This window comes from Saccharothrix variisporea (assembly GCF_003634995.1).
Taxonomy (GTDB): domain Bacteria; phylum Actinomycetota; class Actinomycetes; order Mycobacteriales; family Pseudonocardiaceae; genus Actinosynnema; species Actinosynnema variisporeum.
On the sequence record NZ_RBXR01000001.1, the window covers coordinates 7425791 to 7439860 of the forward strand.

General features: G+C 70.4%; 16 protein-coding genes. 9 read left to right on the top strand and 7 right to left on the bottom strand.

Going from position 1 to position 14070, the window contains the following annotated elements:
- The first annotated feature begins 12 nt into the window (after positions 1–12).
- Positions 13–441, top strand: coding sequence for a nucleoside deaminase (locus DFJ66_RS34005; protein ID WP_121232142.1), 429 nt, complete (start codon positions 13–15; stop codon positions 439–441).
- A gap of 58 nt (positions 442–499) precedes the next feature.
- Positions 500–832 (top strand): hypothetical protein, encoded by a 333-nt coding sequence (locus tag DFJ66_RS42290; RefSeq protein ID WP_147459423.1) that lies wholly within the window; start codon positions 500–502, stop codon positions 830–832.
- Here DFJ66_RS42290 and DFJ66_RS34015 read toward each other — a convergent pair.
- Positions 829–1197 carry an STAS domain-containing protein gene (locus DFJ66_RS34015; protein WP_170199823.1) on the bottom strand — a complete coding sequence of 123 codons (369 nt, stop codon included), beginning with the start codon at positions 1195–1197 and terminating at the stop codon, positions 829–831. The two genes, DFJ66_RS42290 and DFJ66_RS34015, sit on opposite strands and share 4 nt — an antisense overlap.
- Before the next feature lie 14 nt (positions 1198–1211).
- Positions 1212–2342 (bottom strand): carboxylate-amine ligase, encoded by a 1131-nt coding sequence (locus tag DFJ66_RS34020; protein WP_121227423.1) that lies wholly within the window; start codon positions 2340–2342, stop codon positions 1212–1214.
- Between the two features lie 76 nt (positions 2343–2418).
- Here DFJ66_RS34020 and DFJ66_RS34025 point away from each other — a divergent pair, with 76 nt between their 5' ends.
- Positions 2419–3396: a DNA topoisomerase IB gene (locus DFJ66_RS34025; RefSeq protein ID WP_121227425.1), complete on the top strand. Its 978-nt coding sequence runs from the start codon at positions 2419–2421 to the stop codon at positions 3394–3396.
- Positions 3397–4067: 671 nt separating this feature from the next.
- Here DFJ66_RS34025 and DFJ66_RS45165 read toward each other — a convergent pair.
- Genes DFJ66_RS45165 through DFJ66_RS34045 form a run of 4 tightly spaced genes read right to left on the bottom strand, consistent with a single transcriptional unit; the run spans position 4068 to position 6474 of the window.
- The gene (locus DFJ66_RS45165; protein WP_121227427.1) at positions 4068–4979 is read right to left on the bottom strand and encodes a baeRF2 domain-containing protein; all 912 of its coding nucleotides are present in this window, start codon (positions 4977–4979) and stop codon (positions 4068–4070) included.
- 50 nt (positions 4980–5029) lie between these two features.
- Positions 5030–5383: a hypothetical protein gene (locus tag DFJ66_RS34035; protein WP_147459425.1), complete on the bottom strand. Its 354-nt coding sequence runs from the start codon at positions 5381–5383 to the stop codon at positions 5030–5032.
- A gap of 21 nt (positions 5384–5404) precedes the next feature.
- Positions 5405–6145 carry a SigB/SigF/SigG family RNA polymerase sigma factor gene (locus DFJ66_RS34040; RefSeq protein WP_121227431.1) on the bottom strand — a complete coding sequence of 247 codons (741 nt, stop codon included), beginning with the start codon at positions 6143–6145 and terminating at the stop codon, positions 5405–5407.
- Positions 6142–6474, bottom strand: a complete 333-nt coding sequence (locus DFJ66_RS34045) for an ATP-binding protein (protein WP_246030010.1) — start codon at positions 6472–6474, stop codon at positions 6142–6144. The genes DFJ66_RS34040 and DFJ66_RS34045 overlap by 4 nt, the downstream gene beginning before the upstream one ends.
- 153 nt (positions 6475–6627) lie before the next feature.
- On the opposite strand from DFJ66_RS34045, the gene DFJ66_RS34050 reads away from it, so the two are divergent.
- From DFJ66_RS34050 to DFJ66_RS34075, 6 genes are read left to right on the top strand one after another with little or no spacing between them, the layout of a single operon-like run.
- Entirely contained in the window at positions 6628–7464 is an 837-nt protein-coding gene (locus DFJ66_RS34050) for an ABC transporter ATP-binding protein (RefSeq protein ID WP_246030011.1), read from the top strand.
- Positions 7461–8246 (top strand): ABC transporter ATP-binding protein, encoded by a 786-nt coding sequence (locus DFJ66_RS34055; protein WP_121227435.1) that lies wholly within the window; start codon positions 7461–7463, stop codon positions 8244–8246. Before DFJ66_RS34050 ends, DFJ66_RS34055 begins: the two co-directional genes overlap by 4 nt.
- Positions 8243–10096, top strand: coding sequence for an AMP-dependent synthetase/ligase (locus tag DFJ66_RS34060; protein ID WP_121227437.1), 1854 nt, complete (start codon positions 8243–8245; stop codon positions 10094–10096). The genes DFJ66_RS34055 and DFJ66_RS34060 overlap by 4 nt, the downstream gene beginning before the upstream one ends.
- Positions 10093–10980 carry a branched-chain amino acid ABC transporter permease gene (locus DFJ66_RS34065; protein ID WP_121227439.1) on the top strand — a complete coding sequence of 296 codons (888 nt, stop codon included), beginning with the start codon at positions 10093–10095 and terminating at the stop codon, positions 10978–10980. The genes DFJ66_RS34060 and DFJ66_RS34065 overlap by 4 nt, the downstream gene beginning before the upstream one ends.
- Positions 10977–12086, top strand: a complete 1110-nt coding sequence (locus tag DFJ66_RS34070) for a branched-chain amino acid ABC transporter permease (RefSeq protein ID WP_211351403.1) — start codon at positions 10977–10979, stop codon at positions 12084–12086. Before DFJ66_RS34065 ends, DFJ66_RS34070 begins: the two co-directional genes overlap by 4 nt.
- Positions 12087–12099: 13 nt before the next feature.
- Entirely contained in the window at positions 12100–13398 is a 1299-nt protein-coding gene (locus DFJ66_RS34075; RefSeq protein ID WP_121227441.1) for an ABC transporter substrate-binding protein, read from the top strand.
- 49 nt (positions 13399–13447) lie between these two features.
- On the opposite strand, the gene DFJ66_RS34080 is transcribed toward DFJ66_RS34075, so the two are convergent.
- Positions 13448–13948 carry an NPCBM/NEW2 domain-containing protein gene (locus tag DFJ66_RS34080; protein ID WP_170199826.1) on the bottom strand — a complete coding sequence of 167 codons (501 nt, stop codon included), beginning with the start codon at positions 13946–13948 and terminating at the stop codon, positions 13448–13450.
- Between the last annotated feature and the right edge of the window lie 122 nt (positions 13949–14070).

The following is a 14070-nucleotide window of genomic DNA, read 5'->3' on the forward strand; positions in this document are numbered from 1 at the left end:
GACGCACGGGACATGCTCGCGGTGGCGGTGGACGAGGCTCGGGCCGGGTTGGCCGAGGGCGGGATCCCGATCGGGGCCGCGTTGTTCGGCCGGGACGGCACCCTGCTGGGGCGCGGGCACAACCGGCGGGTGCAGGACGGGGACGCCTCGACGCACGCCGAGACCGCCGCCTTCCGGGCCGCCGGCCGGCGGCGGAGCTACCGGGACACGATCATGGTCACCACGTTGTCGCCCTGCTGGTACTGCAGCGGTCTGGTGCGGCAGTTCGGGATCGGGCGGGTGGTGGTCGGAGAGGCGCGCACGTTCCACGGCGGTCACGACTGGCTGGCCGAGCACGGGGTGGAGATCACGCTGCTGGACGACCCCGAGTGCGTGGCGCTGATGACCGACTTCATCGCCGAGCGGCCCGAGCTGTGGTTCGAGGACATCGGCCAGGATTAACGCGCCGCGCCGCGCTTGGACACATCTCCGACACGAGCCCGCCCGAAGATCATCGGGCATGTGGCACGTGGACGACACCCTGGTCCTGGACGAGAGCACGGTCGCCGTGGAGGTGCCCGCCAGTTGGGGCGCGGAGGTCAGCCACGAGCTGCGCGCGGCCGGTCCGCTCGGGCCGATCCTGGCGATCCCCGGACCCCGGTTGCGCTGGCTGTTCCTGGCCCGGCCCGAGCCCGACCCGCGCGACCGGGTGCCGCCGCCGGAGGTCCGGGTGTGGCTGGGGCCCCGGACGGTGCCGGCGGCGCGGTCGCGGTGGGTGGTCGAGCCGGTGGGCGCACTGCCCCGGGAAGGGGCCGTGCGCTGCGCCATCCGCGTCGTCCGCCGGCGTTTCTAGGCGGCCCCGACCTTGGTCAGGGCGTCCTCGACGGTGTCCACGATGGTGAACACCGAGGTCAGACCGGTCGCCTCGATGGGCCGCAGCACGGCCCGACCGGCCGCGACCAGCACCAGCGGGACGTCCAGCTCGGTCGCCCGCTTGCTGCCGGTGACCAGCGCCTCCAGGCCCGCGGACCCGAGGAAGCGCACCTCCAAGAGGTCCACCACCACGGCCCGCACCCCTGCCACGAGGGTGTCGCGCAGCGGCTTGGCCAGCTCGTCCGCGCTGCTGGTGTCCAACTCTCCGGACACGCGCAGCACCACCACCCCGTCCGCGGGCCGGTCGGTCCGCACGGACGCCAGCGTTGCCCCGGGTTCTGGCACCCCGGTCTCCTCTCTCATCGCGCACCGCCGGTGCGGTGCGTGCTCCACGGTAGTCCGGAACGCATGTCGTCGACCGTCGCGGCCAGCACCTGGTCGACCAGCTCCCGCCCGTCGGGCGACGTGCCGAACGCCCTGCGCTGCCGCGCCGCGCCGCTGCCGTTGGTGCGCAGCCACTCCAGGTGGTCCTCGACCAGGGACAGGCTGCCCGCGTCGCGCAGCGCGTCCGCGCTGATCGAGACCATCTCGGCGGCCAGCTGCCGGGCCTGCACCAGCGCGCCCGTGCGCGGGTCGACGGCCAGCCCGTCGTAGCCGTCGCGGGCGCCACGCCAGTAGGCGGCGCGCAGCAGCACGTCGTCGACGCGGTCGGCGTCGGGCGACTCGGCGGCCGTGCGGGCGAAGGCCCGGATGAGCTCGGCGATGACGACGGTCTCGTGGGCGGTCTGCGGGATGTCCGCGACCCGGACCTCGACCGTCGGGACGTGCGAGGAGGGGCGCACGTCCCAGTAGACCATGTTGACGTCCAGCAGCACCTCGGTCTGCAGCAGCGTCTGCACGAGGTGGTCGTAGTGCTCGGCGTTCTCCAGGTGCGGCGGCGGCCCGCCGACCGGCCAGCGCGACCACACGATCGAGCGCCAGCTCGCGTACCCGGTGTCCTCGGCACGGGCGATCGGCGAGTTGGCGCTGAGCGCGAGCAGCGTCGGCAGCCAGGGTCTGAGCGCGTTGGACACGCGGACGGCGGTGTCCCGGTCGGGCACGCCGACGTGGACGTGCAGCCCGCACACGCCCTGGCCGCCGAGCAGCTTGCGGTGCGAGCCCTCCATGAGCCGGTAGCGCGGGTCGTCGGTGCCCGGCGGCGGCCCCGCGGTGCCGACCGGCGGCACGCTGGACGCCAGCAGCCGGCACCCGGCGGCGTGCGCGGCCTTGGCCAGGTGGGTGCGGCCGAGCACGACCTGGTCGGCCAGCTCCTCGGCGGAGTGGCACACCGGCGTGGCGACCTCGATCTGGAACGGCGTCAACTCCCGCTGCACGTCCAACCGGGCACCCGCGTGCGACGCGACCGCCTCCGCCGCGGGCACGGGCCGGCGCGACTCGGGGTCCACCAGCAGGAACTCCTGCTCGACGCCCACGGTCCAGGTCTCGGTCATGGGCGTCCCATACCCACTCCGAGCCGTCCTCAACCCTCCGAGTTTCACTTCCCGGTCCTCCGGGCACTTCGACGTGGTGAGACTGCGCCGAAGCGACCCCCACGGCCCCGGCTGGCGCCGCGTGCGCCACGGCCGGGGCTTCCGGTACGTGGACGCCGACGGCGCGACCCCGACCCCGGACGAGCTGGCCCGGATCAAGTCCCTGGTCATCCCGCCGGCGTGGCAGGACGTGTGGGTGTGCCCGCACGAGAACGGCCACCTCCAGGCGGTCGGCACCGACTCGGCAGGCCGCCGCCAGTACCTCTACCACGAGCGCTGGCGCCAGGCCCGCGACGAGGAGAAGCACTCCCGGGTCCTGGACCTGGCCCCGTCCCTGCCCGGCTTCCGGCAGAGCGTGCTGACCGAACTGAGGGGCCGGGGCCGCGACTTCTCCCGGGTGGTCGCGGTAGCCCTGGCCATGCTGGACCGGGGGGTGTTCCGGGTGGGCGGCGAGTCGTACGCCGAGGACAACGGGACGTACGGGGTCGCGACCCTGCTGTGCTCGCACGTGACCGTTCGAGGGTCCACTGTGGACTTCTGCTACCCGGCCAAGGGCGGCATCGAGTTCTGCACCCAGGTCGTGGACACGGACCTGGCCCGAGCGGTCAAGTCACTGCTGCGCGGCCGCTCGGGCGACGAACGGCTGCTGACCGACCGGACCGGGCGCGGGGTGACGGCGGAGGACGTGAACGAGCGCTTCAAGGAGCTGGTGGGCGAGGAGTACTCGGTGAAGGACCTGCGCACGTGGCACGCGACCGTCCTGGCGGCGGTGGCGTTCGCGGAACAGGGAAGACCGGATTCCAAGCGGGGCCGCAAGCGCGTGGAGGCGGCCGTGATGCGAGAGGTGTCCGAACACCTGGGCAACACACCGGCCGTGGCCCGGAAGTCCTATGTGGACCCCCGGGTGGTGGACCTCTACGAGAAGGGCACAGTCCTACCCACCGTCTCGGACGACCGCGAGGTCAACGAGAAGGCCGTGATCGACCTCCTAACTCCCCGCCGCGCAAAGCGCTAACCAGCACCGCACACACGCAGCGAAGCCGGCAAGCGGCAGTCCGCCTTGCCGAGTGGCAGTCCGCCGGAGCGGACACAACCCAACTTGGGCTTCTTGCTTTTGTCATCTCCGTATGGCCTGCCCGAAGGGCTACCACATTTTCCAGGGGTTGCAGCCAAAAGTTTTGCGAGGAACGAGCAAAAGTTTTAGCGGCAACCCCTGGAAAATGTGGTAGGCTCCGCCAGGCCATACGGAGATGACAAAAGCAAGAAGCCCCCGCCGTTGCAGTTGAGTCATCTTTGGTGGCCTGCCCGCCGGCGAGGCGCTTTTCGCTTTTAAGAGCTTTGAACCGGAACGCTTCGCTCTCAAGCCGAACGCGCTTCGCGCTCTTGGGAGCGCTGCGCGCTCGAAAGATGAAAAGCGGCGCTCGCCGCGCGGCAGGCCGCCAGCGGGGGGTGAAGGGCGTCGGTTCCCCCGCCGTATGGCCTGGCGGAGCCAACCACATTTTGGGCCGGGTGCCGCTAAAACTTTTTGCTCGTTCCTCGCAAAAACTTTTGGCTGCACCCGACCCAAAATGTGGTAGCCCTTCGGGCAGGCCATACGGCGGGGGAACCGAGGCCCTCCACCTGTGGTGGTCACCACCGCAGACAGCGCGCTGCGCGCGCTTATAAGACAAAAGCCGCGCTGTGCGCCTAATCCGGCAGCAGGATCGCCCCGACATCTTCGTGCAGCCGAACCGCGCCCCCCACCAGGACGATCTCCGCCTCGCCCGCCACCGCCAGCAACGGGAGCACCTCGTCCGCCCGCCCGCCATCGGCCATCCGCGATCCCACCAGGGTGTCCGTCAGCAACAACGTCTCCACCCGACCCTCGGCCAACGCCTCGCTCACCGGCTCCAGCCCGTGCACCGCCCGCCCGGTCAGCCCGGTCACCTCGTCGCGGAACCGTTGGACCACTGCCCGCCGCGCGTCCTGGTTGGCCCGGCCCGCCAGGTGCAGCACCGCGCGGTCCGGTGCGCCTTCGACCTCCACCACCAACCGGTGGTACCGCCCCGGCAGTGCGACCCGCACCGATCGGCGCGCCGGCAACGGGCCGGCGAGCACCAGTAGCGGTGCGCTCAGTCGGTCGACCAAGGTGGTCGCCTCCTGGGCCACGTCGGCCAGTTCGGCGGCGTCCAGTCGGCGTTCCCGGGCGCCTACCGATGCCACCGCCACCGGCCGGCCGCCGGCGTCGACGCCGCGCAGGTCGGCCCCGTGTTCGTCGACCCGCACGACCACGTGCGGCAGCAGGGGCTCGGCCAGGTCGACCATCGGGAGCAGGTAGGGCAGCGCGGAGAACCTCGCCACGTAACCGTTGGGCGCCATCGGCAACGGCTCGTCCACCAGCACGCGCCCGTCGCCGACCACCAACCCGCGCCCCACGGCACCCAGCGGTCGGGTCAGCGCGTGGTCGACCAACTCCAGCAGGTCGCCGAACGCCCCCTCCGCCTCCAACTGGTCCCGCATGGCGCGCCACCGCAACGAAACGTGTTCGCCCACGTCCAGGCACACGGACACGAACGGGCCCTCGGCTCCGACGACGTCCTGGAAATGCGTCGTGCGCATCGGTCCTCCCAGCGGGTTCACCTCACCCCGTTGAGGTACCCGCCGGCGACTCAGGGCAACCGTTGCCGCGCCCTCTGCTCGCACCACACGCAGCTCTCCGCGATGGCCACGGAGGCGAACCCGAGCAGCAGGTGCGCGCCGTTCCCGATCAGGCCCGCGTCCAGCGCCCCGCCGGGCTCGCCCGCGCCGAACACGAAGACGACCAGGAACACCAAGCCCATGAGGGTGCCGACCATCCGCTCCGCCCGCACCCGGAACGCCGACGCGAACACCACCGCACCGGTGATCACGTGCAGGACCCCGAGCGCCACCCGCCCGGCGGCCACGAGGTCGACCACACCCCACGCGAGGAGGACGGTGCCGAAAGCCAGTGCGGCGCGTTGCGGCCAGGACAGGTTCGCCACAGCGACCACCCCTCTCGCTCGTCACACATCATCGAGCAGAGTGCGCAACCGGGCCAGTGAACGGCTCAACAGCCTGGACACGTGCATCTGGGACACCCCGACCGAGTCGGCGATCTGGCTCTGGGTCATGTTGCGGAAGAACCGCAGCACCACGATCCGCCGCTCGCGCCGGGGCAGGCCGCGCAGCATCGGGTCCAGGGCGTGCTGCAGCTCCACGACCTCCAGGGCCGGGTCGTCGGAGCTGAGCCGGTCGGCGTCCAGTTCCTCGTCGTCCAGGGCGTCCAGGGACAGCAGGTGGTGGGCGGAGGTGGCGTGCAGGCCCTCGTAGACCTCGTCCACGCTGATGCCCAGGTGCCGGGCGACCTCCGTCGGCTTGGGGGAGCGCCCGGTGCGGCGGGCCAGTTCGACGCGCGCGGTGTCGATCGAGACGCACAGCTCCTTGAGCCGCCGGGGCACCCGCACCGCCCAGCCCTGGTCGCGCAGGTACCGGCGGACCTCGCCGGTGATCGTCGGCACGGCGAAGGCCAGGAAGTCGATCCCGCGGGAGGCGTCGAACCGGTCCACGGCGTGGATGAGGCCCAGCGCCGCCACCTGCCGCAGGTCCTCCACGGACTCGCCGCGCTCGGCGAACCGGTCGGCGATGTGCCGGGCCAGGGGCAGGTGCTCGGTCACCAGCCGGTCGCGCAACAGCGCGTAGCGCGAACCGTCACGCTGGGTCGCCGCGAGTTCGGCGAACAGCGGCTGGTAGTCGACGGCGTTCATGCCCGGCACCTCAGCTCGACGTGCAACAAGCCGTCACCGTCCACCCACGTGGCCACCGTGTCGGCCATAGCGGAGACGACCCGCCAGTACAACGAGCGGTGATCGGGCACGGTCACGGCCGTCGACCGGACCTGTGCCCGGAACCGCACACAATCACCGTCTCGGACGAACCGGCAGGCCAGGACGGCGTGCTCGCGGGCGCGGGTGATCAGCGTCGTGCAGGCCTCGTCCACCGCGACCACGAGGTCGACCGCGAGCGAGGGCGTGGACCGGGCGATGGCGCCCGCGACCGCGCGGATGGTGGACAGGCTGGCCGGTAGCGCCGCCATCCGTAGCTCGACCGCCCTGTCCATGGCTCCCGCATACCCGGGCCGTGACCCGCCTACACCCCCGTCCACACAGGACTGCGCAACAGAATCGTGAAAGCCGAACAGGGACGAACCACCCGAATGTCACGGTTTGCGAACGGTGGTAGGAAACAAGTGACCGGCGTCATACTGTTCGCCTCCCCGACACCCACCCCGGAGGCGCCGGTGCTGGAGGCGAACAACCTTGAGGTGGTCTACGACGACGTGATGCTGGTGCTGCGCGGCGTGAGCCTGCGCATCCCCGAAGGGCGGATCGTCGCACTGCTCGGCGCCAACGGCGCCGGCAAGACCACCTTGCTGCGGGCCTTCTCGGGCCTGCTCGACGTGCACGACGGGAAGGTGACCCGAGGCTCCGTCACGTTGGACGGCAACCCGATCCACCGGTCCTCACCGGCCCGGATCGCGGGCCTGGGCGTGAAGCAGGCGCTGGAGGGGCGCCGCATCCTGGCCGAGCTGACCGTGGAGGAGAACCTGCGCATCGGCGGGCACGCCCGGCCGCGCGCGCTCAAGCAGAACCTGGAGCGGATGTACGAGCTGTTCCCGCGCCTGAAGGAGCGGCGGCGGCAGAGCGCGGGCTACCTGTCCGGCGGTGAGCAGCAGATGCTGTCCATCGGCCGGGCGCTGATGTCCGAGCCGCGCTACCTGCTGCTGGACGAGCCGAGCCTGGGGCTGGCGCCGCTGATGGTGCAGCAGATCCGGGACCTCATCGTCAAGATCAACGAGCAGGGGACGACGGTGCTGCTGGTGGAGCAGAACGCCACCATGGCGCTGTCCATCGCCGACCACGGCTACGTGCTCGAGACCGGCAAGGTCGTGATGGACAAGCCCGCGGTCGCGCTGCTGGCCGACGAGGACGTGCGCGAGTTCTACCTGGGCCTGCGCGCCGAGGGCACCACGTCCTCGTTCCGCGACGTCAAGCACTACAAGCGGCGGAAGCGGTGGTTGTCGTGAACGTGCTGGAGGTCGAGGACGTGGCCCTGGCGTTCAGCGGGGTCAAGGCGGTCGACGGCGTGTCGTTCACCGTAGGCGCGGGCGAGCTGTTCGCGATCATCGGACCGAACGGCGCGGGCAAGACGTCGATCTTCAACGTGCTGTCCGGGGTCTACCGGCCGCAGCAGGGCTCGGTGCGCTTCCAGGGGCAGGAGATCCTCGGGATGCGCCCGCACAGGATCGCCGCGCTGGGCGTGGCCCGGACGTTCCAGAACATCGAGCTGTTCGCCCACCTGACCGTGGTGGACAACCTCATGCTGGGGCGGCACAACCACATGCGGTACGGGGCGCTGTCCGCGTTCGCGTGGCTGGGCCGGGCCAAGCGCGAGGAGCTGGCCAACCGGCAGGCGGTCGAGGACGTGATCGACTTCCTGGAGCTGGAGCAGTGGCGGCGGCTGCCGGTGGGGCTGCTGCCCTACGGCGTGCAGAAGCGCGTCGAGCTGGGCCGGGCGCTGGCCATGGAGCCGCGGGTGCTGCTGCTGGACGAGCCGGTCGCGGGCATGAACGTCGAGGAGACCGAGGACATGGCCCGGTTCGTGCTCGACGTCCGGGACGAGCTGGGCATCGCGATGGTCATGGTGGAGCACGACATGGGGCTGGTCATGGAGCTGGCCGACCGCGTGATGGTGCTGGACTTCGGCAAGCCCATCCGCACCGGCACGCCGGCCGAGGTGCAGCGCGACCCCGACGTCGTGCGCGCCTACCTGGGCGAGCAGCACAAGACGGTCGGAGGTGCGGCGTGACCACCACGACGAGCGTTGCCACCAAGACCGTCGCCTCCCGCGTGCGGGACCGCGCCGCCGCCCACCCGGACGCCGTCGCGTTGCGCGCCAAGGACTTCGGGATCTGGCAGGAGGTCACCTGGAAGGAGTACTGGGCGTCCGCCGAACTGGTCGGCCACGCCCTGCTCGCCCTCGGGATCGACCCCGGCGACCGGGTCGCGATCCACTCCGAGAACCGCCGCGAGTGGCTCTACGCCGACATCGGCACCACCGCCGTCCGCGCGATCACGGTCGGCCTGTACCCGACCAACCCGGCGGGCGAGGTCGCCTACCTGCTGTCCCACTCGGGCGCGCGGGTGCTGGTGGCCGAGGACCAGGAGCAGGTCGACAAGGCGCTGGCCGTGCTGGACGCCCTGCCGGACCTGGAGAAGATCGTCTACCTGGAGCCGCGCGGCATCCGGCACCGCTACGACCACCCGAAGCTGATGTCGTGGGAGGAGTTCCTCGCCCTGGGCGCGGAGCACCGCGACGCCCACCCCGACGCCGTCGAGCACCGGATGCGGCAGGTCGAGCCGGACGACGTGCTCACCCTGATCTACACGTCCGGCACCACCGGCCCGCCCAAGGGCGCGATGCTCACCGTGGCCAACGTCGAGTACGCCATCGAGACGCTGGTCGAGGGCGGCGGGTTCACCTCGCCACCGCCGTCGCCCAAGGACGTGACCCTGTCCTACCTGCCGCTGTGCCACGTGGCCGAGCGGATCTTCACGACGTGGTTCAGCGCGTCGGCCGGCATCCAGGTGCACTTCGCCGAGTCGATCGAGACCGTGCAGCCCAACCTGCGCGAGGTGCAGCCGACGATCCTGTTCGGCGTGCCGCGCATCTGGGAGAAGGTGCTGGCGGCGGTGACCATCGGCGCGTCCTCGGCGACCTGGCTCAAGCGCGTGACCACGAAGTTCTGGCTGCGCGTGGCCGACAGGATCGGCGAGGAACTGGTCCGCACGGGCGGGAAGCACACGGCGTCCACCAGGCTGAAGTACGCGGTGGGCTGGGTCTTCTGCTACCGGGCGCTGCGCACGCGGATCGGGATGCGCCGGGTCCGCTACGCCGCCTCGGGCGCGGCCCCGATCGCCCCGGAGGTGTTGAAGTTCTTCATGGGGATCGGCGTGCCCATGCACGAGGTCTACGGCATGACCGAGAACTCGGCCATCGCCACCGCGAACCGGCCCGGCCGGGTCAAGGTCGGCACGGTCGGCGAGCCGCACGACGGCGTCGAGCTGCGGATCACCGACGACGGCGAGATCCAGACCCGGCACGCGGGCGTGTTCAAGGGCTACTGGCGCGACGAGGACGCCACCCGGCGCGCGGTGACCGAGGACGGCTGGCTGCACACCGGGGACGTGGGCGAGTGGGTGGACGGCACGCACGTCCGGATCACCGACCGCATGAAGGACATCATCATCACCGCCGGCGGCAAGAACGTGGCCCCGTCGGAGATCGAGAACGCCCTGAAGACCTCGCCCTACATCAAGGAAGCCGTCGTCGTCGGCGACCAGCGCGCGTACCTGGTCGCGCTGATCGGCATCGAGTACGACACGGTCGGGCACTGGGCGCGCGACCGCAAGATCGCCTACACCACCTACCGGGACCTGTCGGAGAAGGCGGAGGTGAAGGAGCTGGTGCAGGGGATCGTCACGCGCGTCAACGAGAAGTTCGCGTCCGTGGAGCAGGTGAAGAAGTTCCGGATGCTGCCCAAGGAGCTCGACCACGAGGACGGCGAGCTGACCGCGACGCAGAAGGTCAAGCGGTCCGCGCTGGCCAAGGCGTTCGGGGACCTCGTGGACGACATGTACTCGGGAGGGTCCCGGTGAGCGAGTTCCTCCAAAGCCTGATCCGGGGGCTGGGCACCGGGTCGATCTACGCGTTGCTGGCCCTGGGTTTCGTGATCATCTACAAGTCCACGCGGGTGATCAGCTTCGCCCAGCCGGCGTTCATGCTGGCGGGCGCGGTGCTGGTCAGCTACCTGGCCGCCGAGGTCGGGTTCTTCGTGGCGGTGCCGGTGGCGGCGGTGCTGATCGCCGTGCTGGCGCTGGGCGTGGAGCGGACCGTGCTGCGGCCGATGATCGGCAAGCCGGTGTTCGTGGTCGCGATCATCACCATCGGCGTGGACGTGGTGGTGCGGGTGGTGACCAACGCGTTCATCGGGCTGGACGTGCGGCAGGTCGGCGACCCGTGGGGCCTGGACACGGTGGCGTTGCTGGGTGTCGAGGTGCAGGAGCGGTACCTGGTGATGTTCCTGACCACCGCGGTCGTGGTCGCCGTGCTGTTCGCGTTCTTCCGGTTCTCCCGGGTCGGGCTGGCCATGCGGGCGGTCGCCTACGACCAGGAAGTGGCGATGGCGCAGGGCATCTCCGTCGGGTCGGTGTTCGCGTTGTCGTGGGCGATCGCGGGCGGCCTGGCGGCGTTGGCCGGCGTATTCGTGGCGACCGGGGCCGGGGTCGACCAACAGCTGTGGATCATCGCTTTGAAGGCGTTGCCGGCCATCATCCTCGGTGGCTTGGACTCGCTGGGCGGCGCGGTCGCCGGTGGGTTGGCCGTGGGGGTCGTGGAGTCGCTGGTCGGTACCTACCAAGGAGATGTGGCGCCCTGGCTCGGACCCAACTTCGCCCTGGTGGCGCCGTACGCGTTGATGCTGGTCGTGCTGCTGGTGCGGCCCTACGGGTTGTTCGGCAGCAAGGAGGTGGAGCGGCTGTGAAGGGTCTGAAAGGTCGTCCCGAGCTGTACACCTCTTATGCGCAGGACATGGCGTTCCTCAACACGCGGCCGAAGCGGGCGTGGACCGGGGCGTTGGTGGTCTTCGCGTTGCTGATGCCGTTCGCCGTGACCGACGACCTGTTGATGTTGCTGGCGACCGGGTTCGTGGCGGCCATCGGGGCCATCGGGCTCAACATCGTCACCGGGTACGCCGGTCAGGTGTCGTTGGGGCACGCGTTCTTCCTGGCCATCGGGGCTTACACGGGTGCCGCGCTGTCCGGTGACCCGGACGGGCGGGTGCTGGGGTTCGGCATCACGTCACTGCCGGTGTGGCTGCTGGCCTCGGGGCTGGTGGCGGCGTTGTTCGGCGTGATCGTGGCACCGCTGGCGGTGCGGTTGCGCGGGCTGTACCTGGCGATCGTCACGCTGGGGCTGGTCTTCCTGGGGGAGCACGTCTTCCGGGAGTGGGACTCGCTCACCGGCGGCCCGGGTGTCGGGCGGCCGGCGGCGGTGCCCGAGGTGTTCGGGGTGCGGCTGGACCGGCCCAGCGAGTTCTTCACCGGTCCGCAGCAGCTGTACCTGCTGATGTTCGTGCTCCTGGTGATTTTCGGCGTGCTGGCGCGCAACCTGGTGCGGTCGCGGATCGGGCGGGCGTTCGCCGCGGTGCGCGACCGGGACCTGGCGGCGGCGGTCATCGGCGTCGACCTCACCAAGTACAAGGTGCTGGCGTTCGCGATCTCGTCGTTCTACGCCGGGGTCGCGGGTGCGTTGTTGTTCGTGGTCAACGGGTTCTTCGACCCCGGGTCGTTCAACCTGCTGCTGTCGGTGCAGTACATCGCCATGGTCCTCATCGGCGGTGCGGGCACCATTTCGGGGGCGGTCATGGGCGCCCTGTTCATCACGCTGCTGCCGCGCATCACCCGGGAGCTGCCCGCGGTGCTGCCGTTCATCAGCACCGATGCGACGGGCGTGATCACGGTGTTCCAGGTCGAGGCGGTCCTGTACGGGCTGCTGATCGTGGTGTTCCTCATCGTCGAGCCACGCGGCCTGTTCGGGATTTGGGTTCGCGTCCGCAACTACTGGCGCACCTGGCCTTTCTCGTACTGAAAGGGTGAAACGGATGTCCGCACGGAGTCACAGAGCGGTGCTCGTGTTGTTCTCTGCGTTGGCGCTCACCGCCGTGGCCTGCCGGGGAGGTGACGGCGCGGCGCCGGCGGAGGGCAAGGGCGGGGTCAAGGTCGACTTCGGCGTGACCAGCGAGGCCTGCCCGCAGACCGGCCACAGCGACCGGGGCTGCATCTACCTCGGGTCGATCTCGGACCTGACCGAGGGGCCGTTCAAGACGCTGGCGGTGCCGATCACCGACGCGCAGAAGGCGTTCTGGAAGCGGGTGAACGACCAGGGCGGGATCGGCGGCTACGACGTGGACGTCACGTCGTACGTCAAGGACAACAAGTACAACCCGCAGATCCACAACCAGGTGTACCAGGAGATCAAGGGCAAGATCCTCGCGCTGGCCCAGACCCTGGGCTCGCCCACGACCGCGGCGATCCTGCCCGACCTGGAGAACACGCAGATGGTGAGCGTGCCCGCGTCGTGGACGTCGTTGTGGGGGCACGAGGAGGTCGTGCTGGAGTCGGGCACGAACTACTGCCTGGAGTCGATGAACTCCGTCGACTACGCGGTGGAGAAGCTGGGCGTCAAGAGCGTCATGGCCGTGCACCTGCCCGGTGACTACGGCGACGACGCGGCGGCCGGCGCGAAGATCGCGGCGGAGAAGCGGGGTGCCACGTTCTCGTCCGTGGTCACCCAGACCGGCCAGGACAACCAGGGCGGCGCGATCGACGCGATCGTGTCCGGCAAGCCCGACCTGGTGATCCTGACGACCGGCCCGACCGACGCGGCCGTGATCATCGGCCAGACGGCGGCCCGCGGGTACAAGGGCAAGTTCATCGGCACGTCCCCGACCTGGAACCCGGGCCTGCTCAAGTCCCCGGCCGCGCCCGCGATCAAGGCGCTGTACTTCCAGTCCGCGCCGTGGAAGGCGTGGGCGACCGACACGCCGGGCCACAAGGCGATGCGGGACGCGCTGCCGAGCGTGACGCCCAACGACGGCTACACCGCCGGGTGGGTCTGGTCGTACCCGTTGAAGGCGGCGCTGGAGAAGGCCGTGGCCAACAAGGACCTGACCCGGGCCGGGTTGCTCAACGCCGTGCGGCAGCTGGACAAGGTGGACTACGAGGGGATGCTGCCGTCCGGTGCGGGCAAGTTCTCCGGCAGCCCGAACGACGGTGTGGTGCGGCAGAGCCTGATCTACAAGCCGGACGACGCCGCTCCCACCGGGGTGACGCTGGTGGAGGACTTCTTCGTGGGTTCGACGGCGAAGGACTACAAGTTCGAGAAGCCCTGCTACCAGTGAGGTCGTGCGGACGGCCGGCCACCCGCGAGAGTGGCCGGCCGTCCGCGTGTCAGCGGACGGGGACCAGGCGCGCTTCGACCCACACGGCCACGCGCTCGGGACCGGGGCAGCGGGTGGAGTCGCCGTCCGGGGGTTCGACGCCGATCGCCAGGGTGTGCACGCCGGCGAGCGCCACGTCGACCGGTTGCGGAGCTTTCCCGACGTGTTGGAATTCGACGGATCTTGTGCCGTCGGTGATGACGTAGAAATCGAGCGGTCTGGTGTCCGGCGAGTCGCCCGCGATCGCGACCTGCGCGGTGAGCCGGGTGAATTGCCCGTCAAGTGTGAAAGCGAGCTGCGCCTTTCCGCACCACGCCCCGGTGGCCCGCCACGCTTTGGCCCGAGTTTGCCCGCGCACGTTCGCCGAGCCCGACGTCCACGCTCCCCGGTCGCTTCCGCCGTCCGGCGGGTCGTCGACGGGTTGGCGGTCGGACAACCAGGTCGTGCCTGGTTCCGGGTCGTACGTGGTGGTGGTCGTGGCGGTGGTGCCGGGGGTGGGTGGTGCTTCCACCGTGGACGCCACGGGCGTCGGTTCCGGCACCAATTGCGTGCCGAGCACTATTCCGACTGCCAGTACGGCTAGTCCGGCAACGGACAATCCCACTAATCGGCCTGCGGCCATGCGCACGCGCC

Excerpts from the sequence above, each read along its gene's own strand:
- DFJ66_RS34005 (WP_121232142.1), top strand. The coding sequence starts at position 13 with ATGCTCGCGGTGGCGGTGGACGAGGCTCGGGCCGGGTTGGCCGAGGGC.
- DFJ66_RS34045 (WP_246030010.1), bottom strand. The coding sequence starts at position 6,474 with ATGGCGGCGCTACCGGCCAGCCTGTCCACCATCCGCGCGGTCGCGGGC.
- DFJ66_RS34075 (WP_121227441.1), top strand. The coding sequence starts at position 12,100 with ATGTCCGCACGGAGTCACAGAGCGGTGCTCGTGTTGTTCTCTGCGTTG.
- DFJ66_RS34040 (WP_121227431.1), bottom strand. The coding sequence starts at position 6,145 with ATGAACGCCGTCGACTACCAGCCGCTGTTCGCCGAACTCGCGGCGACC.
- DFJ66_RS42290 (WP_147459423.1), top strand. The coding sequence starts at position 500 with ATGTGGCACGTGGACGACACCCTGGTCCTGGACGAGAGCACGGTCGCC.
- DFJ66_RS34020 (WP_121227423.1), bottom strand. The coding sequence starts at position 2,342 with ATGACCGAGACCTGGACCGTGGGCGTCGAGCAGGAGTTCCTGCTGGTG.
- DFJ66_RS45165 (WP_121227427.1), bottom strand. The coding sequence starts at position 4,979 with ATGCGCACGACGCATTTCCAGGACGTCGTCGGAGCCGAGGGCCCGTTC.